A 22,142-nucleotide genomic window follows, 5' to 3' on the forward strand; every position below is an offset into this window, starting at 1 on the left:
CTGCCTATGCCGAAGCAAGCAATGTTGAGGTTGCTTCGGCATAGGCACTATTTAATCTAGTTACCGAAGATACGCCCTAACTAGTTGTAGTCTGGCTGTTAGTAAGTTTGGTTAATGAACACTTAAAGTGTTCCAGCACAGGGTGAATTTATGTCTTCAGTCAAAGAAACCGTCCGTACTACCTGTCCTCGTGATTGCTATGATGCCTGTGGTCTAGTCGTAGTTAAGCGCCAAGGAGAGATTGTCAGGGTCAAAGGTGATCCCGACCACGCAGTCAGTAGAGGAACCCTTTGCGGTAAATGTGCCATTGCTTATAACGGTGCTTGGCGTGACCAAACACAGCGCTTGAGTCAACCCTTAAAACGAGTAGGGGCAAAAGGACAAGGTCAGTTCGTACCCATTAGTTGGTCCCAAGCCCTTGAGATCATTACTACACGACTGAAGCAGATTCTCGCCACAGGTTCAAGCGATCGCATTTTGCAAACCCACTACACCGGCACCTGTTCCCTAATTGCCGGGGGTTTCCCGATGCGCTTTTTCCACCGCCTTGGTGCCACGGAAGTAGACCCTGATACTGTTTGCAACAAAGCCGGACATACTGCCTTAGAGATGATCTTTGGCGATTCCCTCAGCGGCTTCGACCCATGTACTGCCCAAGATGCCAACTGTATCTTAGTTTGGGGGGCAAACCCTTCAGCTGCTGCCCCCCACGCCCACAAACATTGGTTGCGGGAAGCACAGGGTAAGGTAATCGTCATCGATCCCATCCGCCACCCTACTGCCGCCCAAGCCGACTTACACTTGCAACCCTTTCCCGGTAGTGATGCAGCCTTAGCCTTTGCCCTGCTGCACGTTATCCAACGAGAAGGACTAATTAATCAGCAGTTTCTTACCAACTATACCCTAGGCTGGGAAGAAGTTTTACCCCTGCTGCCTCAATGTACGCCTGCTTGGGGAGAAGCTGTTACCGGTGTTCCGGCTAATCTGATTGAAGAAGCGGCGAAAATCTATGGTCAAGGCCCCTCTTTGTTATGGTTAGGGCAAGGGTTACAGCGACAACCCACTGGCGGTAATGTCTTCCGCGCCTGTAGCCTCCTGCCCATCTTTACAGCCAATATTGGCAAACCGGGGACGGGCTTCCTGTACATGAACGGGACAGCCAGCCGAGGTATTGACAATGACTACATTACTGCACCCCATCTCCATCAAGGGACACCAGCGTCAGTTTCCCACATGGATTTGGCGACGCGTTTGGCAGATGTGAATACTCAAGCTTTATTTTGCTGGAATAATAATATTGTTGCCTCAAGTCCAGAGCAAAAATGCCTGCGACAAGCCTTAGAACGGGAAGACTTATTCACCGTTTCCTTAGAACTATTTGCCACCGATACCACCGACTATGCCGATATAGTTCTCCCAGCGGCTAACTTCCTAGAATTTGATGACTTAGTATTTTCTTATTTTAATTATTCAATTTCCGCTCAAGTCAAAGCCATAGAACCGCCGGGTACAGCCTTACCCAATCAAGAAATCTGCCGAAGACTGGCAGAAAAAATGGGATTCACTGAGGCAGAACTATTTGAGAGTGATGCTGCAATTATTGCCAATTTACTTAAGCAAACCGGGACAGTTTTAGACTTTGCCAGCCTTGCCAAAATTGGCACAGTTAACTATACAGCAGAACCAATAATTCAGTTTGCTGACCTGAAGTTTCTTACCCCCACCGGCAAGATAGAAATTGCCTCAGAACGTTTTGAGGCAGTTGGTTTACCCCGTGCTCCCCAACCTCTCGCCGACACACGACCAACAAATGGTAAGTTGAGAGTCTTGTCTCCCGCTTCACCCTGGTTAATGAATAGTAGCTATGGCAATGATGGTAAGATTAGCGATCGCGTGGGTAAAGCCGAAGTGCTGCTTAACCCCCAAGAAGCCGAATCACGGGGACTCACCGCAGGTACTCCCGTAAGGTTATCTAACGAGACTGGAGAACTCTCCCTGAAAGTCGCCCTCTCAAAAGACGTTCCCTGTGGAGTTGCCTTAGTCTACAAAGGGCGCTGGCCGAAACTCGACCCCAACCGTGCTAATGTTAATGTGCTTAATCCCGGTAATAAGACTGATTTAGCTGAAAGTTCCTGCGTACATTCGGTAGAAGTCAATCTCACTCCCCTCAAGCCGACGACTCATACCGTCAAAACTGCCCTTTGCCTACGCCATGTCGCCTTTGAGGATTTAGGCAACTTTGAGCCAATTCTCAAGAGTTACGGCTACAAAATAACTTATTTAGAAGCGGGAGCGAGTGAGTTACGAGAAATCGACCCCTTGGCACCTGATCTTATGGTAGTTTTGGGTGGCCCAATTGGGGTTTATGAACTGGATGATTATCCTTTCTTAAAAACTGAAATTGCCCTACTAGCCAAGCGACTGGCGGCAGATTTGCCAACCCTGGGACTCTGTCTCGGCAGCCAGTTAATGGTTAAGGCCTTGGGAGCATCAGTATACCCCAGTGGTCGTAAAGAAATCGGCTGGTCTCCACTAATTTTAACTGAGGCCGGCAAACAAAGCCCCCTAGCAGAATTAGCACCAGAACTGACCCCAGTACTCCACTGGCACGGTGACACTTTCGACTTACCCCAGGGAGCAATTCACCTCGCCGCAACTGAGGAATTTAAACATCAAGCCTTTGCTTGGGGTAAGCACTGTTTAGGGTTGCAATTCCACCCAGAAGTAACGAAACAGGGATTAGAAAACTGGTTCATTGGCCACACCCTGGAAATTAATACTACTCCTAGTTTGAGCGTTACTCAACTGCGGCAGGATACCCAAAAATGGAGCGCTAAGTTAGAAAAACAGGGGGCAGCCTTTTTGCGGCGCTGGCTTGATAGTTTTGAGCAACCTGGTATAGTAGTGCGCCAAGATGCTCGTTTTTCTCAGGGGGGCACGGTTGCAGGGGAAGAACTTGCCTACATGTCTGCGGTAGAACTGACGAAGCACTATCGCGATCGCACTCTTTCTCCAGTTGAGGTGGCACGGTACACTCTAGAACGGATTGCTCAACATAACCCACACCTCAATGCCTTCCGTCTGATTGACGAAGAAACTACCCTGGCCATGGCAAAAGCCTCCGAGGAACGTTGGCTTAAAGGAGAAGCCTGCGGCTTAGTCGATGGCGTGCCGATTTCGATTAAAGATTTAGTCATAACTAAGGGATGGAGTACCTTACGGGGTTCCAGGGCAATTGACCCCAATCAGGAATGGTTAGAAGATGCCCCAGCAGTGGCGCGATTGCGGGAGCAAGGAGCAGTTTTTTTGGGTAAAACCACCACCCCAGAATCCGGACACAAAGTGGTTACCCAAAGTCCCCTAACCGGCATTACTCGCAATCCTTGGGACTTGCAGAAGACACCAGGAGGGAGCAGTGGTGGTGCAGCAGCAGCCCTCGCCAGTGGCATGGGGCCCCTTGCCCTCGGCACAGACGGCGCGGGTTCAATTCGCATCCCGGCTTCTTTTTGTGGTGTATTTGGTTTAAAGCCCAGTTGGGGGCGCGTGCCTGTGTACCCTGTCAGTAGCTTTGGTAGGATGTCCACCGTTGGGCCAATGGCGCGTACTGTCAGTGACGCTGCTTTAATGTACAGTGTGATTACTCAACCAGATTCTAGAGACTGCTTTGCTTTACCGAGTGATCACTGCAACTATTTAGCGGGTCTAGAAGAAGGAGTCAAAGGATTACGCATTGCCTTTAGTCCCAATTTAGGTCAACCCTGTCCAGTAAATGCAGAGGTGAGTAAATTAGTGGCCAGTGCTGCTGCTGGGTTTGCAGAACTGGGCGCTTATGTGGAGACGGTAGACTTGCATTGGTCTTTTGATCTCCAGGAGATCTTCCTCCCAATTTGGCATGCTCATTATGCCAATACGCTACGTTTATATACGCCGGAACAATTGCAGTTAATCGATCCGGGGCTACTTGCGATCGCTTCTGAAGGCAACCGCCTCAGCCTACTGGATTATTTAGAAGCGCTGAATCGTCGCAGTGTGATTTGTTCGCAAATACAGGCACTCTTCAACCAGTACGATTTGCTGCTAACTCCCACGATGCCTTTAGTAGCATTCGAGGCGGGACGGATGCAACCAGAGGGTTTTACTGATGATTGGTCATGGGTTCCCTATACTTATCTGTTCAACTTGACAGAACAACCAGCCGCCTCTATTCCTTGTGGGTTTACTCAAGCGGGACTTCCGGTAGGATTACAAATTGCCGGCCCTCTATACAGCGATGCCTTAATTCTCAAAGCAGCGAGCAGCTTTGAGATGGCTCATCCTTATGGGCAAAAGCGTCCAGTTCTCCCCTAAGTTTCGGCTTCTTCTGCTACTTTCAGGTGTTTGTAGCAGACATGTAGGAAATTAGTATAAGGGGGCAGTACTGTGCGATCGGGTTGCTTAATTTCGGTAGGATGAGCATAGGTTTACCTCAACTGCGGCTGTTATGGTTAAAACACCTTCCCAGCATTGGACAATTCCCCCTTTAGAAAATGGCGATAGCGAAGCGCTGCTGCATTTGCGCAGATCGCTTAAACCGTTACGAGTTTGAGCGCCTCTACAACGCCATGCCCAACGATTCAACCAAAAGATTCTCTACAGTTGGCTGCACCGCGTTGTTATCTCTCCATCGCGATGGAGGTATGATTTGACACTCTCCGTCCTATAAGTGCGGAGATTCTTTGTTCATAGACCCAACTTGCTTTAACAGGATTTCTCCAATCAAAGTAGAGGTCGAATCTCCCAAAGCGTTCGGGTTGATGACCCAAGTTCCCACATGCCCTGTGGTACTCAAGGCTGATTTCAGGATGTTGATAGCGGCGTTCCAGTCTCTATCTAACACGAACCCACACTGACAAATATGGGTTCTCATCGATAGGGACTTTTTGACAAGAGTGCCACAACTAGAGCATTTTTGCGAAGTGTAGGAAGGATTAACCGCAATAGTTATCTTGCCAAACTTAACCCCGAAATACTCTAGCCACTTCCTGAATTGATACCAACCTGCATCATTAATAGATTTGGCAAGACAATGATTTTTAACTAAGTTTCTAATCCTCAAATCTTCATAGGCTACCAAATCGTTAGATTGGATTACGCAACGCGCCAGTCTTTTGGCGTGTTCTTCACGTTGCCTACTTATTCTGAGGTGTACTCGTCCTAGTCGATTAATGGCTTTTTTACGGTTGGCTGAGCCTTTTTTCTTGCGAGAAACACGGCGTTGTCTAAACCTCAGCCGCTTCTCGCCTGTTCGATAAAACCTAGGATTAGCTTCAGTGTGTCCATTGCTATCGGTGTAGAACTCTTTGAGTCCAACATCTAATCCAATAGTTTTACCTGTTGGGTTAATGTCTACTTTGTTCTCGGCACTTACCAAGAACTGAACATAGTACCCATCGGCACGACGCACTAACCTAACTCGTTTTATCTGTTCTAACTGGTAGTAGTTTAAATCCCACGTCCCTTTGAGTTTAAGCTTGCCAATCCCTTTCTTATCCGTGAAAGTGATTTGTTTTCGGGTGGCAGAAAGCGACCATCCTGAAGTTTTGTACTCGAGTGATCGACAATTTTTCTTAAACGTTGGATAGCCTTTCTTCCCTGGAATAGCCTTCTTACAATTGCTGTAGAACCGAGCAATAGCGCTATAGGCTCTTTCAACTGCAACCTGACAAGCATGAGAGTTCAAGGCTTTCACGAATTGAAACTCAGCTCTGAGCTTAGTGTTGTAGCGATACAGCTCTTTTTGTCCTACACCTCGATTATCCATCCAGTGACGGATAACTTTGTTGCGGACGAATTGAGCGGTTCTAATCGCCTCATCTATAGCAGCGTATTGAGTTGTTTTTCCCTTAGCCTTGAACTCTAAGACAATCATTTGACGTGGAAAAACCTACATCAAAAACATATCATAAACAAAGTCCCCCTGGAAGGGGGGAGGCTTGAATCCCATTATTTTCGGTCAATGACTCAAGGATTGCGATATGATACTTGGCACAACTTTTAGATATGTCCATGCCAATTTTGACGGTAGAAACTTTATGCTCTGAAGCAGGAATCTTTTCAGCAGTTGAGTCTCAGCATTCAGAACCTATTCTCTACGGCGTCACAGACGGCAAAGCTGTTGGAACCTACCTGGAACAAAAGTTCAGGCTTTATCTAAAGGGAAAATATGAGTTTTTAGAAGGCAATTCAGCAAGTGGAATTGACTTTCCAGATTTGCTTGTTGACATAAAAGTAACCAGTGTCAGACAACCTCAGTCGTCATGTCCCTTTAAATCTGCACGACAAAAGATTTTTGGTCTTGGATATTCGCTGCTCGTTTTTGTCTACGACAAGGCAGACGATGGCACAAACCGAACAGCGACTTTAAGTATTCTGCACACGATTTATGTAGCTGCTGAGAGAACAGCAGATTTTCAAATGACTCGTGGAATTCGTAGTATTTTGGACAATCAAGGAAATAAAGATGACTTAATTGCATTTATGCTTGATCGAAATCTGCCTGTTGATGAAATTGAGGTATCCAATATTGCAGATGAAATACTTGGCAATCCTCCTATCCAGGGATTTTTAACGATTTCCAATGCTTTGCAATGGCGGCTTCAATATAGAAGAGTCATCGAAAGGGCTGGGCAAGAAAAAGGTGTAGTTGCTGTTTATAGGTCAATCTTATGATACAGGTTACCTCTAAGGTAAAAATGGAGTATGGAGACTTTCAAACACCATTGGAGTTAGCTGAAAAAATATGCCATAAATTGTTAGAACTTAATGTAAGTCCTGACATTATTGTTGAGCCAACCTGCGGTATTGGCAACTTTATTCAAGCTTCTGCACATTCGTTTCAAGTAGCGAGCAAAATCATCGGAGTCGAAATAAATAAAACCTATTTACAAGAAATCCAGAAAAACAATCAGCTTACACAAGATCAAAGAATTCAAGTTCAACAAGGAGATTTTTTTAAGTTTGATTTGTCTTCATTAATAAAGACAAAAAAGCGTAGCGATAAGATTCTGGTATTGGGAAATTTTCCTTGGATTACTAACTCTCAACAAGGCATAATTGGGGGGGAGAATCTGCCCCAAAAAACTAACTTCCAAAATCATAACGGTTTAGATGCAATCACAGGTAAAAGCAATTTTGATGTTTCTGAGTGGATGTTGATTAAGTCTATCCAATGTTTGCAAAAGCACGAAGCCTATCTAGCGATGCTATGCAAAACTTCTGTTTCAAGAAAAGTAGTGAATTACATTCATTCCAAAAACTTAAATCTTGCTTACTCTGCAACTTACAGAATAAATGCAAAAAAATATTTTGATGCGGCTGTTGATGCTTGTCTTTTATTCTGCAAATTTGACTCTAATTCACAAAACTACTTCTGTGATGTATTCAGTAGCCTTGATGCTGACACTCATTACCGGACAGGTTATCGAAACAATATTCCAGTTAGAGATACAAGCTCTTTTGATAAATTAAAAGATTTACATAATCCAAAGATGGGAGCCAAATGGCGCTCTGGCATCAAGCACGATTGCTCAAAGGTAATGGAATTTCGTAAAGTTGATGATGCATTCGTAAATGGACTGGGGGAAGTTATCGATATTGAAGAGACTTGCCTGTTTCCTTTAATCAAAGGTTCTGATGTAGCTCAAAATCGTACAAAAAGCATTAATCGATATGTCTTAGTTACTCAAAGATTTATTGGTGAGCCAACTGAATACATACAAAACTTAGCTCCTAAAACTTGGAACTATTTAGAGACTCATTCAAGCTATTTAGTTAACAGAAAAAGCAAAATTCATAAAAAGAGTTCTCGGTTTTCTATATTTGGAGTCGGATCGTACACATTCGCGCCCTGGAAAATTGCAATTTGCGGACTCTATAAGAAACTAGATTTTCGGCTGGTTGGCAAAATGAATGGTAAAGCTATTGTTTTTGATGATACCGTTTACTTTCTCAGTTTTAAAAATGAACAAGTAGCTTACCAAATCCTTACACTTTTAACTTCTGCGCCAGCAATAGATTTCTATTCTTCTTTAATCTTTTGGGATGAGAAACGTCCAATTAAGTCTAGTATCTTGAACAGTTTAAACTTATCTGCTTTAGCAGAAAGACTAGCCACCAAATTTTAAGAACTTACACTCTTCTACTGCTATTCCCTGTCCTCAAGTTTATTGCGGGGTAACAATAAGGCAGCTTCAATTTCCTGCCCCACAGCAGCCGTCACCTCACAGTTGCTATTAAGACAATCGATGAGCAACTGATTAGCCTCATAATAGCGTTCCAACACTTGCTGCTGCTCGGTGGTGAAGTGCTACTGACAATGAGCGATCGCCCTCGTCTTGCTTAATTTCGGTAAGTTCTTGGCGGGTTATCGGGCTTACTGAGAATAGTCTAAGATCTGAGCTTAAACCTGATTGCTGGCTTAGTGAACTACGAACTGGCACATGCCTCATGATTCATGCGACAAAAAGTCTACTGAATTTAACTACAACCCAGAAAACTGGTTCATGCGAGTGCTTACTTCAAAAAAATTAGATTTGTTTTTTTTAAGCATAAGTAATTAAATTATAAAACTTACTTATGAATTACTTTAAGTATTGACATTTTACAAAACCAGTGAAGCCAAGCAATCATAAGAACTAAGCCCACTAGCCATGAAAGATAAATTCATTGGAGGCATTAGTCTATGGTTGCGTTCGGTGTTCGGTCGGAAAATCTTACTCCGTCAGGTCGTTTAACCCTACAAAATCGAAATATTAGCGAAGACACAACGGCGATTCGCTCCTTAGATTGGGATCGCGATCGCTTTGACATCGAATTTGGCTTAAGAAATGGCACGACTTACAATTCTTTCTTGATTAAGGGAGAAAAAAATGCGCTGGTTGATACCTCCCATCGCAAATTTGAGCAATTGTATTTAGAAAATTTATTCGGATTAGTAGACCTTTCCGCCCTGGATTATCTCATTGTCAGCCATACCGAACCGGATCACAGTGGATTAGTCAAAGAGATCCTTGATCTTGCCCCCCAAGTGACGGTGGTGGGCTCGAAAGTTGCGATCAAATTTCTAGAAAATATGGTGCATCAACCCTTTAAAACCTTAATGGTTAAAAGTGGCGATCGCTTGGATTTAGGCAACGGACACGAATTAGAATTTGTTTCTGCGCCTAATCTTCACTGGCCCGATACCATTTTCACCTACGATCTGAAAACTCGCATTCTCTATACTTGCGATGTTTTTGGCATGCACTATTGCGACGATTACATCTATGACGAAGAACCTGATTTATTACAGGAAGATTTCAAATACTATTATGACTGTTTGATGGGCCCTAATGCCCGTTCAGTTCTCGCTGCCCTCAAACGCATTCAAAAACTTGATATCGAAACTATTGCTACTGGCCATGGCCCTTTATTACAACAGCATATCCCTCAGTGGGTCGATAGTTATCGCCAGTGGAGTCAAGAACAAGCCAAAACCGATAATCTGGTAGGGCTGTTTTATAGCGAAGATTATGGCTATAGTGAGCAAATTGCCAGAAATATTGCCCAAGGATTGCTGAAAACTGGTGTGGCTGTTGATTTAGTCGATCTATCCACCACCGATCCTCATGAAGCGCGGGAACTCGTCCATCAAGCCAAAGGATTGGTGATTGGCATGCCCTCCCAGAGCAACGCTCAAGCGCAAACGGTTGTTAGTACCATTTTAGCGGCGGCACATAGCAAGCAAGCGATCGGTTTATTCGAGTCGGGTGGGGGAGAAGATGAGCCCATTTATCCCCTGCGCAACAAGTTTCAAGAAATTGGACTGACTGAAGGTTTTCCGCCGATTTTGCTGAAAACCGCTCCTACTCCTACCACAGAAAAGATAGCTGATGAAGCGGGGACAGATCTCGGCCAGTGGTTGACCCGTGACCGCTCGATCAAAATCATGAAATCTCTAGATTCCACTTTAGATCGGGCATTAGGACGCATCAGCAGTGGACTGTATTTGATTACAGCCCAGAAAGGGGAAATTTCAGGAGCAATGCTCGCTTCTTGGGTAATACAAGCCAGTTTAGAACCGATGGGAGTAGCGATCGCTGTAGCCAAAGAAAGAGCGATCGAGTCTTTAATGTATCCAGGCGATCGCTTTGTTCTCAACATCCTTGAGGAAGGCAACTACCAAGGGTTAATGAAACACTTCCTCAAACGCTTTCCCCCAGGAGAGGATCGCTTTGCCGGGATTAAAACCTATCAAGCCACCAATGGTTCTCCCATTTTAGCTGAGGCCTTAGCTTATCTCGAATGCGAAGTCACCAGTCGCGCCGAAGCTAGCGATCACTGGATTATTTACAGCACGGTGCAAACCGGACGAGTAGCCAAAGTCGAAGGATTGACAGCAGTACACCATCGCAAGGTGGGAAATCACTATTAAATCAATTACCTATTACCACAATGTATGAATCTGTGAAAAACCCCTCAGTGCGCCGAAGTCGCTGGCTAAATCTAGAGCGAATCGTGCAAGCCCTAGAACTTATTCAAGATGGGATCGTTATTTCCCTGTGCTTGGGGCTATTTTGCTTCATGGTATTACAAATTAAAGCGATGGTGCTTTCTTTATTGCCCCCAGTGCAATTCCATGCCGTCACAGCCGATATTTTGTCATTGCTCATTTGGGTAGAACTGTTTCGTCTGTTGATTATTTACCTCAAAGAACAGCGCATCTCCATCGGAGTTGCCGTTGAGGTTGCCATTGTTTCTGTCTTGCGAGAAGTCATTGTCAGAGGCGTATTCGATACCCATTGGACACAAATGTTAGCTACCTGTGCCTTTTTGCTGGTTCTCGGCGTATTAATGGTAATTCGGGTCTGGCTTCCCTCAACCTTTGAAGGTATCGACCCCGAACAAGTCGTCTCTGAACGTCATAAACAGCGATTAACGCCAAAAACAACAGAATCAAATGGCGATCGTCCAATTTTAAGCAAAAATTAACTCCTAACCATGCAAACTCCCACCCTAATTACAAACCGTCCCCGCGATGTGCAAGTTGCTCCGTTGGATACAAATACGACGATTCTTCGTTCGCGAACTTGGGATCGACTGAAATTTGAGGTGGAATACGCCCTTTCTAAAGGAACCACCGCTAATTCTTATTTAATTCAAGGGGATAAAACGGCCTTACTCGATCCGCCTGGTGAGTCTTTTACTCACATTTTCCTCGAAGAATTGCAACTACAACTCGATCTATCCCAGTTAGATTACCTGATTTTGGGTCATGTCAATTCCAATCGTATGGCAACCCTTAAGGTTTTAGTCGAAAAAGCTCCCCAAGTGCAGCTAGTATGTTCTAAACCAGGAGCCAAGGCACTAAAAGCCACGTTTCCTGACTGGGAAGCTAAAATTCACGCCGTTCGTTCTGAAGATACCCTAGACTTGGGGCAAGGTCATCAGTTAAGGTTTAGCTTCTCTCCCACCCCTCGCTGGCCAGATGGACTGTGTACCTACGACTGCAAAACTCGCATTCTCTATACGGATAAGTTGTTTGGCTTGCACTTATGTAATGATGCCCTTTTTGACGAAGACTGGAAACAGTTAGATGAGGATCGCCGTTACTATTTTGACTGCCTTCATGCTACTCAAGCGAAACAAGTCGAAACTATCCTAGACAAAATCGAGCAATTTCCGACCAAATATTATGCCCCAGGCCATGGGGTGCTGGTTCGCTACAGTCTCAGTCGCCTTAATTACGATTACCGTCAGTGGTGTCAACAACAGAAATCCCAAGACTTTAAAGTGGCGTTACTGTATGCCTCAGCTTATGGCAATACCACCGTTATTGCTCAGGCGATCGCCCAAGGATTGATTGACAGTGGGGTGGCGGTAGAATCGATCAACTGTGAACTGACTAATCCAGAAGAAGTTAGCCGTGCGATTGAAGAGTGTGATGGGTTTATTATTGGTTCTCCCACCTTGGGTGGCCATGTACCAGTGCAAATGCAAACAGCGTTAGGAATTGTCCTCGCTACTGCTAGTAAAACGAAACTAGCAGGGGTATTTGGTTCCTATGGCTGGAGTGGAGAAGCCATTGATTTGATTGAGGGGAAATTGCGCGATGGTAACTATCGTTTTGGCTTTGAAGCTATCCGGATCCTCTTCAGTCCTACTGAATCGGGGTTGCAGCAGTGCCGACAAGCGGGAGTAAATTTCGCCCAAACCCTTAAAAAACGGCAAAAACAAGGGATTTCTCGATCTGGCTTAACAGAGGCTCAAAGCGATCGCACTGAACAGGCAATTGGGCGCATTATCGGTTCTATATGCGTTATCACCACCCATCAAGGAGATAATCACCAAGGGTTTTTAACTTCTTGGATCTCTCAAGCAACGTTTAATCCACCAGGGGTGATGATTGCTATTGAAAAAAGACAATGGACAGAGGCTTTCTTTAATTTAGAGACTTCTTTTGTGGTGAATATTCTCAAAGAAGGGCGCAACGTCAGGAAACATTTTTCCGAGCGCAGCAGTGGAGATAGTAATCCTTTTTCCCAACTTGAGACGCAAACTGCTTCTAATGGCTGTTTGATCCTCAAAGAAGCCTTAGCTTATCTAGAATGTACAGTACAGCAGCGGATCGATGCTGGTGATCGCTGGTTAGTTTATGGAGTTGTCAATCAAGGGGATCTGCTGGAAGCCATTGGTTTTACAGCGATCGCTCATCGAAAATCAGGACGGCAGTAACTCTCTTTCAAGAAACAGAATCAGCCACAGATATAGTCATCTTATTTGATTTTAATGCGCCCAATCTTGTAGGGTGGGTTTAACTTCTATTGGCTTTGCTTTTAGGTTAGGATAACCCACTATTTTTATTGGTGTAGTGCTTGGTTTTGTGTGATCGGTTATCTTCTTTAAGGCATCCTGTAAACTAATAATTTGGTGAACTACGTACAGCTCAGCAATAGCGGCTGTACGTAGTTCATGGGATATACCTGTAAGTCCTCAAGCGTAAGTGATGGCATCACCAATTTAGTATCGCGAGGGATTTCTGTTCTATTCTATATCCATTAAAATTTTTCTACGATTTGCTTTTGTCTGTGCTTGACGACGAGAAGCTCGACTCTTGCCTTCCGTAGAAGTTTGTATTACTTTATCTGCTGCTTGCCGTTTACCTTTTTCAAAGGCTGGCTCAATTAAATTCTGTAAAGTCTCTCTCCACCAAGCTGTGCGAGTAAATATTGTTGAAACAAAATACCAAAGATCTCTTCGTACTTCTTCTGTCAGCGGCTGACTAGATTCAAGAATAGATATGAGTGGATTAATTCTATTTTCAATTTGTTGACTCAAAATATCCTCAACAGGGTGATTCCGTGTTCCATTAAGTTCCTTTTCTGTAAAATAGTGTCCTTTTATAAAAATATTTTTAGGTGACTCACCAGTTCCTTTTAGAGTCTTCTTCTCCAGATACCAAACAATGATACGCTTCGATTGAGTTAAATTTCTCCATTGTTTGAGATAAACTTCTGGAATTATATGATGACGTTTCTTCAGTCTAGAATTTTGCATATGTGCTTCTTTCTTATGTTGATAAATATCACTCTTGGAAAATAGTTTTCTCTTATTATAAATATTTACATCTGTGCGCAATTGCCTGTAGCTTCCGGTATCTAAGAAAGGTAGCGCCTCTCCTGTAGAGAATGGCTTATGAAAAGCGGAAAAGCTCATTGTAGCTGGAATAGGCAAGTTTTCTCGGTCGGCAATACTATTTTATTTGAGTAAACTTGGTATAAGTAAGGGTACGGAAATTGGGCAGCGAATGAATGCCCATTTCAAGGGGTGTTGATGATTTGGTATTTCCGACCCCCCCTAATAGATAGTTATAGGACATTCCATGTTTGATTTTTCTGGAACAGATATTTTTAGCCTTCTGGGTTTATCTGTTAACGCCAATTCCACTACAGAACCTTCTGACTTAATCACTCCACCGTCAGCATTCAATAGTTCCTCAGCCTTTGCTGAGAGTCTACCTTCACTAGAAACTGTGGCCGTCCCTCAGAATGTTACAACCTTACAACTGAATACTGACAACAGCCAAACTGAGCTTGATACATTGTCAATAGATCCGATAACAGGTCAAACTCTAAGCTTGGCAACCGGAACCTTGAATAGTGTTCGGCCATACACTATCAAACCAGGAGATACCCTCTCTGCGATCGCTCAAAGAGAACTGGGAGATGCTAATCTTTGGGGAGAAATTCAACAGGAAGACGGCAGCACTCTTACTGAGACTGAAGCCAGAAATTTGGAGGTTGGTCAAGTAGTCTATTTAGTTGATCAAAATCCTACAGTAGCACCACCAACTAGCACTATTCGCCCATATACCGTTAAGCCAGGAGATACACTATCTGCGATCGCCAAAAGAGAACTGGGAGATACTAATCGCTGGCGGGAAATTCAACAGGAAGATGGTAGCACCTTTACTGAGACTGAAGCCCGAAGTTTGGAGATTGGTCAGGTAGTCTATTTAGTGGATAATGATCTAACTAACATTGGTTCCTTTGATCTCAACCAAATTTACAGTGTAGTTACGCCTTCCCTACTACCCTATGCTCAGACATCAATTCCCTTAATTCTTGCTGAAACTAAGCGCAGTGGCATTACTGATCCAGCGCAAATTGCTTATATCTTAGCAACCACTGAGCATGAATCTTTACTAGGCAGGTGGATGGAAGAATTGGCCAGTGGTTCCCAATATGAAGGAAGAAAGGATTTAGGTAACATCTATCCAGGAGATGGACGGCGGTTTAAAGGACGCGGCTATGTGCAAATCACAGGACGTTCTAATTACCAAGATTGGTCAAACCGACTAGGTATTGATTTAGTGGCTAACCCAGAAAAAGCATCAGAACCTGAAATTGCTGCCAAAATTTTGGTTCAAGGAATGCGCGATGGCACTTTTACTGGTGTTGGTTTGAGTAATTATATTAATGGTTCACGGCAAGATTTTTACAACGCCAGACGCATTGTCAATGGCTTGAATGTTGCTAGTAAAATTGCAGCAATTGCTCAAAATTACCTAACCGTTCTTAGTTGATTGATTAGGGTGCATTGAACTTGCGCATTTCTTCACAAGATTAGGAAGTAAGGGTATAGTTAACCACTCAAGGTTAACTATGTCCTTATTCTTCCTGAAATGCTGATAGCATAGAGCCTTGGTGTGGGTACTCTAAGGGAAAAGAGAGAATAATTTATGGCATCTATCCCCAATCCTTCGCTGAATGACGGTCTAGTAGCCTTAAAGCAGGGCAATTACTCAGAAGCGATCGCACACCTCAAAGGCGTCTATGAAATGGAGTTGGACGACTCTGTAGTCTCACGCGCTGCGCTCGGACTAGTTAAGGCTTATCATGGCATTGGCGATGGGGAAAAGGCGATCGCGCTTTGCCGAAATCTCACTCAAGATCCTGACCCCAAGGTCAAGAAATGGGCAGATAAAACTTTACCTGAACTTACTGCTAAGTATCCAGCCCCAGATACCCCCTCAGCTAGAAATTCTACAGGATTTGTGCCGCTGGATGGTACAGCAGCCCAACTGCCGTCATCGAAGCACAGAACCTCGACAACCAAGACATCTTCTAACTTCCAGCGCTTGGCAAATTCGACCAAGCGTCTATTTTCCCAGGGGAAAACCCCCAACCCTACACCTCAAAACTCATCCCTACTTCCTGTCCCCTACTCGCCATCTTCCGGTGCTGTTCCCTCAATTTTTACACCTCGCCCCAGATGGCGTAACAGTAAACGTGCCAAAAATTGGCGTCCTCTCAAACGGCCTAAATTTGTACGCCTGTGGTTAGTAGAAATTGCCACTGCGATCGCTTTCTTTTGGCTGCTGCGCTTTGTTGTGCAATTCGCCATGAGGACAACCAATACTCTTCTGGTAAAGTTGCCCTTTTTCCAGCCAATTCAGCTATTCTACCGTGACCCAACCATAGCCATATATTTCTTTCTGGGAACTCTGCTGATTCTCTCTCCATGGCTAATTGATGGACTGCTGAAGTGGTTTGATGGCCTTGAACCATTATCTCTCACACAGCTAGCATCTCGTTCCCCAGAAGCAGCACAACTGCTGCCAGATTTTTGCCGCCAACGACGCCTTCCCCTGCCCAAACTTGGCATTTTGCCCACCGACGCCCCAGTAGCCATGACTTATGGTAATCTTCCTTGGACTGCTCGGATTGTGGTCAGTGAAGGTTTATTAGAGCAACTTGCAGATAATGAAATTGCTACCATCTACGCTGGTCAATTAGGGCATATTGTCCACTGGGATTTTATTTTAATGTCTTTGGGGGCATTAATTATCCAACTGCCCTACAAAATATATTGGCAAGTTGCTCGGTGGGGAGAAAACTTGGCAGAATTGGCACAGCGTAAATTCCCTTCATCTCATCGATTTTTACCATCAACTATTTTGGGCATTAGCGGTGTAGTTTCTTCTCTAAGTTACGGCATTTATTGGTTACTTAGTTTGCCGTTAAATTGGTTTTCCAGAGTAAGATTATACTACAGCGATCGCACTGCCATTGAAACTACAGGCAACCCCAATGGACTAACCCGCGCTTTACTCAAAATTGCCCTAGGAATTACCGAAGACATCCAGACTTTTAGGGCAACAAGTGGGATGTTGGAAAGCTTTAATTTCTTGTTGCCTGTGGGATACCGACAAGCAATCACTTTAGGTAGTTGCTCTCCTCGGATCCACTTTGAAGAACTTTTAAAATGGGATTGTACCAACCCTTATCACGATTGGTTAATTATCAGTAGTTCTCACCCACTGATCGGCGAAAGATTGCACTTACCCAATCGCTACGCCCAATTTTTGCAACTTGATACCGAGCTCAATTTACCCCCATCAACTCCCCCAATTCGAGATAACGCTGCGCGGTTTGCTAAACTGAGAAACAGTTATAAAGCCTTGCCTTTATTGCAAAGTGCCGTGTTGTTTGGCTTAATGCTAGGAGTTATACTCAGAGGTCTTCTCTGGGGAGTTGGCAAGGTTAGCGACTGGCTGAATATTTGGCAACTAATTTGGATGTACAATGCCACCCCTTTTCTGGATGGTTGCATTATGATTGCCTTCAGTCTTTGCGTATTTGTTTGGATTAATAGTTACTTTCCCGATATTAAACGGAGTAATCTTTGGAGAGAACCAAACTTAGGAGACTTTTTTGCTAATCCCTACACTCTGTCTCCAGATAGTCAGCCAATCCAGTTAAGCGGCAAACTTTTGGGAAGGCGCAGCTTACTTAACTGGCTGGGACAGGATTTAATTTTGCAAACTTCGACAGGTTTAGTCAAACTCCATTTTTCTTCTTGGTTTGGGCCATTGGGTAATATTCTGCCTAAAACTACTCGCGCTAGTGATTTAGTAGATCAGAAAGTGACTCTCACTGGTTGGTTTCGTCGGGGTGCAACACCCTGGATTGATGTTGAAACCTTAAGCACTCAGGAGGGTAAGATAGCCAGGGCTAATTACCCCATCTGGATTACAATTTTGGCTGTAGTTGCTGTTTTTTGGGGAACCTATCAAATTTGGCAAGCCTGAGTTTTTCAATCTTCTAGATTAATAACTTTCTGGAACAGCCAACCCGTTTCTGTTTTACCTTCGTTGCCCTAGATTCTATTGTGAATGGTGGAATATCTTGTAGTTCAATTTCGCTCAAGCTGTATTGTTCACAAACTAAACTAAGACGAGTCCCAGTGGTTTTAACAGCATTGACCGAATGGGTAAGGTCGCCCCGAAAATGCAATAGTGTATTAACTACTGGTTTAATCTGTCCAACTTGCCTTTTGTGGCAACGCAACACTAGTTCTCCGCCTTGCAGATTAGGTATCACCTGCACATAGAGAACACTAACTACCATAGGAGGCTCAACAGTTTTGCAGTAAGATCGCAGGGAACGGTCGATATGTGGATCAACGCGGGAACCTTCTTGGAGAAGCAAAGGGTTGAGGTAGAAAGCATTGCAAGTGGGTTGTAACGCTTGGTCGAGATAGGGTTTAAAGAAAGGAAACTGCCTTTCTACTCTCATGAGTTCCGAACGTTGAAACACCACAGAAAACCCTTTGGTGCTAATAAAGTCGCGGTTAAGGTTGTTGATTGCCAGATAAGAAGATGCCAAAATCTCCCCTCGCAACTCATTAAGGTAGTTGATGGGGAAGACGTTGGGTTGTTGAGAGTAATAATTCAAGAGATTATAGAGGTTTCAAGGAGCAGTCGCACTTTTTTTTGCAGGTGCTGCTTAAACTTACCAGACAACGTTTGATCACGCTGCCGTTTTGCAAGTTGCTGTTGTCCGCAACTGATAATACCAATTTCCTAACGGTCTCTCAAAACCTCGATTTGGGAATTATTGCTCTATCTTTGGTAAAACGCTTGCTGCAAAATTCTAAGGACTTGCAGCGGCAAAAGTATTACATTGTTCAGGATTGCCTGTCTGAATCCCCTGCTTGAACCAGCGGACTCGCTGTGCTGAACTACCATGAGTAAAGGATTCTGGAGTAACGTAGCCTTTGGACTGGCGTTGCAAGCGGTCATCCCCAATACTACTAGCAGCATTTAGCGCTTCCTCAACATCACCTTTTTCTAGGATTTGCCGTGATCGATTTGCCTGGTTCGCCCAAATTCCAGCAAAACAATCCGCCTGTAACTCTAGCCGAACAGAAAGTTGATTTGCTTCTGCTTGACTAGTGCGACGCTGCAATCCCTGAACTTGATCAAAAACACCTGTTAAATTTTGCACATGGTGTCCAACTTCGTGAGCAATCACATAGGCTTGGGCAAAGTCTCCCGGTGCTTGGTATCGATTTTTGAGATCCTTATAAAAGCTTAAGTCAATGTAGAGTTTTTGATCGCGGGGGCAATAGAAAGGACCAACTGCCGATCGCGTAAAACCGCAAGCAGACTCTACTGCATCCGAATAGAGAACTAAGGTAGGTTCTACGTAGGTTTCTCCGCTTTGCTGAAAAATTTTATTCCAAGTATCCTCTGTATCCGCCAAGACAACTGAAACGAAATCAGCCATACTATCTTCTTGCGCCGAACGTTCTGTTTGAGGAGACTCAGTACGGGAACCGCTAGGTGCTTCTCCCTGCTCCCAGATGATGCTAGGATCGCCCCCTAGAAGGAGTACAATCACAGAAAGAATCAGTGCTCCAATACCACCTCCAACTAAAGGTGCTGAAACACTATTACCGCGCCTGTCTTCAACATTATTGCTTCTACGACCAAATTCCCACCGCATAAACTAGAGTCTCCAAATAATTTAATTTGTCAGAAGTCAGCCAGGTGCGATTGCTTCTCTCTGGAGAGACGCTGAGTGAAATGCACCACCTGAAGGGCGATTGATTGTAGCTAAGCTAGATTTTTCCTAACCCATCAGAATTATTAGCTATTTTATTGGTCTTAAGCTTCTATCTTAGGGATAACATGGATTTTTTTGGCAATCCTACTTAGGCAAGACTAGGATAATGGATTAAGGAAATTACCTGCGTACTTCTTTATGATGGAGAACCCTCACGAAGACAACAACATCTTCGTTAATCAGGATGCCCATTCTATAATTTTTAATAGCAATTCTTGATGAAGCTGCACTAAATTCAAATCTTTGTAGGGACGCACAACTTTATGCCCCTACCCAAAATTCAATAGTATTGTTTGTTGTAGACCAGAAGCGATCGCACTATTGCCTTATGTCTCGTACTAGAGGGCAGACAATAATGATGGCGAGTGAGTAAGTGGTGCTTGCGCGATCGCACTTGATGATGGCTTAGCAAGTTACGATTAGAATAAGATTCAGCCAGTAGATTATGCAAACCATTACTGATATTGGTATGCTTAGTAAGATAATAGTATCTCTATTTTTCTGTTTCAAAACACCATACAAGGAGTAAAGATGCGAAAGAAAATTCAAAATGTTAGCTTAGATGCGCTGATACCGAGAGAAGCATTTGAAATTCAAGGAGAGCAAAGCCAAAACATAGGAAGAAACGTTCATACGATATCAATTCGAGATTTAGAACAAAATTCTTTCTTTTATCCTTCTTTAAGGAAACCCGATTTTCAAAGAGAAACTAACGAGTGGGATGCTGAGAAAATATGTGAATTTATAGAAAGCTTTTTGGATGGGGATTTAATTCCAGCAGTTATTCTTTGGAGAAGTGCTGGCAGTGACTACTTTGTTATTGATGGCTCACATAGACTTAGTTCTTTAATCGCTTGGATAAATGATGACTATGGTGATGGTAAAATTTCCAAAGAATTTTATGATGGAGATATAGTAGATGAGCAAAAAAGTGCTGCTCAGACAGTAAAAAAACTAATTAAGGAGAGGATAGGTTCTTACAAATTTTATCAATCTTTAACGCAGAATCGAGGAGAAGTAGACCCCAAAATAATTGATAGATCAAGAAACTTAGGCGCTTTAGGTATACAACTTCAGTGGGTTGAAGGTGATGTACGCAAAGCGGAAGATTCTTTCTTCAAAATCAACCAAAAAGCAGCGCCAATCGGTGAAACTGAGATACGTTTGTTGCAAGCTCGAAAAACACCTAATGGTGTTGCTGCTCGTGCGATCATGAGAAGTGGAAGCGGACACAAATATTGGTCAGATTTTCCCCAAGAAAAGCAAGTAAATATTGAGAAATTAGCTCAAGAAATACATCAGCTGATTTTTGAACCTAAGCTCAAAAATCCTATAAAAAATTTAGATGTACCAATAGTAGGAAATCTCTCATCTTCAGAAAAACTCGAATTAATATTAGAGTTTGTCAATATGGTTAATAGTATAGAAGAAGATAATCAATTGGGAAACGATTCAACGGGAGACAAGACAGTAAAACTGTTAATAAAATGCAAAAAAGTAGCTCAAAGAATAAATAGCAAAGACCCTTCATCTCTTGGTCTTCATCCAATAATATATTTTTACACCAGTGCCGGAAAGCCTAAAATTGGCTCATTTTACGGTATTGTTACTTTGGTTTTAGATTTAGAAAAAACTAAATCTTTTTCTAAGTTCATACAGGTTAGAAAAGATTTTGAATGGGTGATTTGGCAAGATGATATGATTCCACAGATTGTTAGTAAAAGCAGTGCAATAAAGGCAAGAGGCAAGGTTAAAGATTTCTACCGACAAATCATTGATAAATTATCTCAAGAAGTAGACAAAAAAAATGTCATGAAGGAGATAGTTGCGGAAAAAACTTTTGGTTCTTTAAAAAGGAAAATCAAAGGAAATACCAGTGAAGCTGTAAGTAAAGACTTTTCACGAGAGACCAAATCAGCAGCACATATCAGAGATACTCTACCTGGTTCTCCACGATGTAAAATTTGTGAGGGCTATCTTCCTATTGGTTTTAGCTCTATAGACCATAAAATAAGAAAAGCAGATGGTGGCTTAGGTACTTTAAAGAATGCCCAGTTGACTCACCCATACTGTAATACAACATTCAAAAATTGAATATTCCTAGACTAGCCATAAAATTAACTAGAGCTAGAGGATGTTAGGGCTAAGCTGAATGGCAGTGACATAAGCAGTGATCGCGCAAATTGGTTTTGGCTGTATGTAGGTACTAGTGCGATCGCTAGCTAGTTATACCAGGAATTTAAGCCGTTGCAGCAGTTTGTTCTTCAGCCAGAAAGAGCAGAACAACTTGCTGAGAGCCTAAGCAGTTGAAACCCTCTCTAGAAAAGGGCTTCCGTTTTTTAGAATGTACAGAGTGCTATCTCAGTAGTACTTTTACAAGCGTCGGGTGCAATTGATCAGCTATAAATTCAGTATCATTTGGTGGGTAGAGTTCGTCTTCGGCAAACGTAAATCCCTACTCTTTGGACATCTCCAGAAAGGCAAAAGCACCTCTCTGACTGCTTTCTAACCCTTAAACTGACTTAGACAGATTCAGCTTTATTCAACGACATAATCAGCATGTTGATTACGTTGCAAGTATTCCCAGGTATAACTCACAGCTTCTGCACCCCAAACGTCAATCAGTTCTTCCTTAATTATCTGATGATTTATATTTTGGAGATGCATACCTACTACACCAAATGCCTAGTTTAAGTCTCTGTAGTAATCTCATCG

At 43.4% G+C, this 22,142-nt stretch carries 16 protein-coding genes and 1 pseudogene; 10 read left to right on the forward strand and 7 right to left on the reverse strand.

Annotation, left to right across the window (positions count from 1 at the left end; all coding sequences use genetic code 11):
* Positions 1–150: 150 nt before the first annotated feature.
* Together ACT7WV_RS11195 and ACT7WV_RS11200 are read left to right on the forward strand one after the other, a co-directional pair.
* The gene (locus ACT7WV_RS11195; RefSeq protein WP_445102973.1) at positions 151–4,347 is read left to right on the forward strand and encodes an amidase; all 4,197 of its coding nucleotides are present in this window, start codon (positions 151–153) and stop codon (positions 4,345–4,347) included.
* 179 nt (positions 4,348–4,526) lie between these two features.
* A complete protein-coding gene (locus ACT7WV_RS11200) occupies positions 4,527–4,685 on the forward strand; it encodes a hypothetical protein (RefSeq protein WP_445102974.1) in 159 nt (52 codons plus the stop codon).
* 11 nt (positions 4,686–4,696) lie between these two features.
* Here ACT7WV_RS11200 and ACT7WV_RS11205 read toward each other — a convergent pair whose 3' ends face one another.
* On the reverse strand, positions 4,697–5,908 hold the full coding sequence (locus tag ACT7WV_RS11205; RefSeq protein WP_445101400.1) for an RNA-guided endonuclease InsQ/TnpB family protein: 1,212 nt from the start codon (positions 5,906–5,908) through the stop codon (positions 4,697–4,699).
* Positions 5,909–6,045: 137 nt separating this feature from the next.
* Here ACT7WV_RS11205 and ACT7WV_RS11210 point away from each other — a divergent pair, with 137 nt between their 5' ends.
* Positions 6,046–6,708, forward strand: coding sequence for a type II restriction-modification system restriction endonuclease (locus ACT7WV_RS11210; protein ID WP_463424245.1), 663 nt, complete (start codon positions 6,046–6,048; stop codon positions 6,706–6,708).
* A complete protein-coding gene (locus ACT7WV_RS11215) occupies positions 6,705–8,162 on the forward strand; it encodes an SAM-dependent methyltransferase (protein WP_463424163.1) in 1,458 nt (485 codons plus the stop codon). Before ACT7WV_RS11210 ends, ACT7WV_RS11215 begins: the two co-directional genes overlap by 4 nt.
* Positions 8,163–8,182: 20 nt before the next feature.
* Here the strand turns inward: ACT7WV_RS11215 and ACT7WV_RS11220 are convergent.
* Positions 8,183–8,341: pseudogene (locus ACT7WV_RS11220) on the reverse strand (NACHT C-terminal helical domain 2-containing protein); the annotation flags it as partial.
* Positions 8,342–8,719: 378 nt separating this feature from the next.
* Between ACT7WV_RS11220 and ACT7WV_RS11225 the strand changes: the two are divergent.
* From ACT7WV_RS11225 to ACT7WV_RS11235, 3 genes are read left to right on the forward strand one after another with little or no spacing between them, the layout of a single operon-like run.
* Positions 8,720–10,450 (forward strand): diflavin flavoprotein, encoded by a 1,731-nt coding sequence (locus tag ACT7WV_RS11225; RefSeq protein ID WP_445102977.1) that lies wholly within the window; start codon positions 8,720–8,722, stop codon positions 10,448–10,450.
* A 20-nt stretch (positions 10,451–10,470) separates the two neighbouring features.
* Positions 10,471–11,007, forward strand: a complete 537-nt coding sequence (locus ACT7WV_RS11230; protein ID WP_445102978.1) for a phosphate-starvation-inducible PsiE family protein — start codon at positions 10,471–10,473, stop codon at positions 11,005–11,007.
* A 9-nt stretch (positions 11,008–11,016) separates the two neighbouring features.
* Positions 11,017–12,750: a diflavin flavoprotein gene (locus ACT7WV_RS11235; protein ID WP_445102979.1), complete on the forward strand. Its 1,734-nt coding sequence runs from the start codon at positions 11,017–11,019 to the stop codon at positions 12,748–12,750.
* A 309-nt stretch (positions 12,751–13,059) separates the two neighbouring features.
* Here the strand turns inward: ACT7WV_RS11235 and ACT7WV_RS11240 are convergent, their stop codons facing one another.
* A complete protein-coding gene (locus ACT7WV_RS11240) occupies positions 13,060–13,749 on the reverse strand; it encodes a DUF4238 domain-containing protein (RefSeq protein ID WP_445102980.1) in 690 nt (229 codons plus the stop codon).
* A 148-nt stretch (positions 13,750–13,897) separates the two neighbouring features.
* Here ACT7WV_RS11240 and ACT7WV_RS11245 point away from each other — a divergent pair, with 148 nt between their 5' ends.
* Complete coding sequence (locus ACT7WV_RS11245; protein ID WP_445102981.1) at positions 13,898–15,100, forward strand: LysM peptidoglycan-binding domain-containing protein; 1,203 nt, start codon at positions 13,898–13,900, stop codon at positions 15,098–15,100.
* Between the two features lie 156 nt (positions 15,101–15,256).
* Positions 15,257–17,608, forward strand: a complete 2,352-nt coding sequence (locus tag ACT7WV_RS11250; RefSeq protein ID WP_445102982.1) for a zinc metalloprotease HtpX — start codon at positions 15,257–15,259, stop codon at positions 17,606–17,608.
* Between the two features lie 13 nt (positions 17,609–17,621).
* Here the strand turns inward: ACT7WV_RS11250 and ACT7WV_RS11255 are convergent, their stop codons facing one another.
* The 3 genes from ACT7WV_RS11255 to ACT7WV_RS11265 form a co-directional block, all read right to left on the reverse strand.
* A complete protein-coding gene (locus ACT7WV_RS11255) occupies positions 17,622–18,254 on the reverse strand; it encodes a 2OG-Fe(II) oxygenase (protein ID WP_445102983.1) in 633 nt (210 codons plus the stop codon).
* 198 nt (positions 18,255–18,452) lie between these two features.
* Complete coding sequence (ypfJ, locus tag ACT7WV_RS11260) at positions 18,453–19,307, reverse strand: KPN_02809 family neutral zinc metallopeptidase (protein ID WP_445102984.1); 855 nt, start codon at positions 19,305–19,307, stop codon at positions 18,453–18,455.
* Between the two features lie 400 nt (positions 19,308–19,707).
* A complete protein-coding gene (locus ACT7WV_RS11265) occupies positions 19,708–19,878 on the reverse strand; it encodes a hypothetical protein (RefSeq protein ID WP_445102985.1) in 171 nt (56 codons plus the stop codon).
* Positions 19,879–19,958: 80 nt separating this feature from the next.
* Here ACT7WV_RS11265 and ACT7WV_RS11270 point away from each other — a divergent pair, with 80 nt between their 5' ends.
* Positions 19,959–21,521 (forward strand): HNH endonuclease family protein, encoded by a 1,563-nt coding sequence (locus tag ACT7WV_RS11270; protein WP_445102986.1) that lies wholly within the window; start codon positions 19,959–19,961, stop codon positions 21,519–21,521.
* Positions 21,522–21,965: 444 nt separating this feature from the next.
* On the opposite strand, the gene ACT7WV_RS11275 is transcribed toward ACT7WV_RS11270, so the two are convergent.
* Entirely contained in the window at positions 21,966–22,094 is a 129-nt protein-coding gene (locus ACT7WV_RS11275; protein WP_445102987.1) for a hypothetical protein, read from the reverse strand.
* Positions 22,095–22,142 lie beyond the last annotated feature (48 nt).

It is taken from the genome of Symploca atlantica LB2515, assembly GCF_052546295.1.

Bases quoted from the DNA above. Each gene is read 5' to 3' on its own strand.
- ACT7WV_RS11215 (WP_463424163.1), top strand. From the start codon at position 6,705: ATGATACAGGTTACCTCTAAGGTAAAAATGGAGTATGGAGACTTTCAA.
- ypfJ (WP_445102984.1), bottom strand. From the start codon at position 19,307: ATGCGGTGGGAATTTGGTCGTAGAAGCAATAATGTTGAAGACAGGCGC.
- ACT7WV_RS11210 (WP_463424245.1), top strand. From the start codon at position 6,046: ATGCCAATTTTGACGGTAGAAACTTTATGCTCTGAAGCAGGAATCTTT.
- ACT7WV_RS11275 (WP_445102987.1), bottom strand. From the start codon at position 22,094: ATGCATCTCCAAAATATAAATCATCAGATAATTAAGGAAGAACTGATT.
- ACT7WV_RS11205 (WP_445101400.1), bottom strand. From the start codon at position 5,908: ATGATTGTCTTAGAGTTCAAGGCTAAGGGAAAAACAACTCAATACGCT.
- ACT7WV_RS11195 (WP_445102973.1), top strand. From the start codon at position 151: ATGTCTTCAGTCAAAGAAACCGTCCGTACTACCTGTCCTCGTGATTGC.
- ACT7WV_RS11230 (WP_445102978.1), top strand. From the start codon at position 10,471: ATGTATGAATCTGTGAAAAACCCCTCAGTGCGCCGAAGTCGCTGGCTA.
- ACT7WV_RS11225 (WP_445102977.1), top strand. From the start codon at position 8,720: ATGGTTGCGTTCGGTGTTCGGTCGGAAAATCTTACTCCGTCAGGTCGT.
- ACT7WV_RS11235 (WP_445102979.1), top strand. From the start codon at position 11,017: ATGCAAACTCCCACCCTAATTACAAACCGTCCCCGCGATGTGCAAGTT.
- ACT7WV_RS11245 (WP_445102981.1), top strand. From the start codon at position 13,898: ATGTTTGATTTTTCTGGAACAGATATTTTTAGCCTTCTGGGTTTATCT.
- ACT7WV_RS11270 (WP_445102986.1), top strand. From the start codon at position 19,959: ATGCGAAAGAAAATTCAAAATGTTAGCTTAGATGCGCTGATACCGAGA.
- ACT7WV_RS11250 (WP_445102982.1), top strand. From the start codon at position 15,257: ATGGCATCTATCCCCAATCCTTCGCTGAATGACGGTCTAGTAGCCTTA.
- ACT7WV_RS11200 (WP_445102974.1), top strand. From the start codon at position 4,527: ATGGCGATAGCGAAGCGCTGCTGCATTTGCGCAGATCGCTTAAACCGT.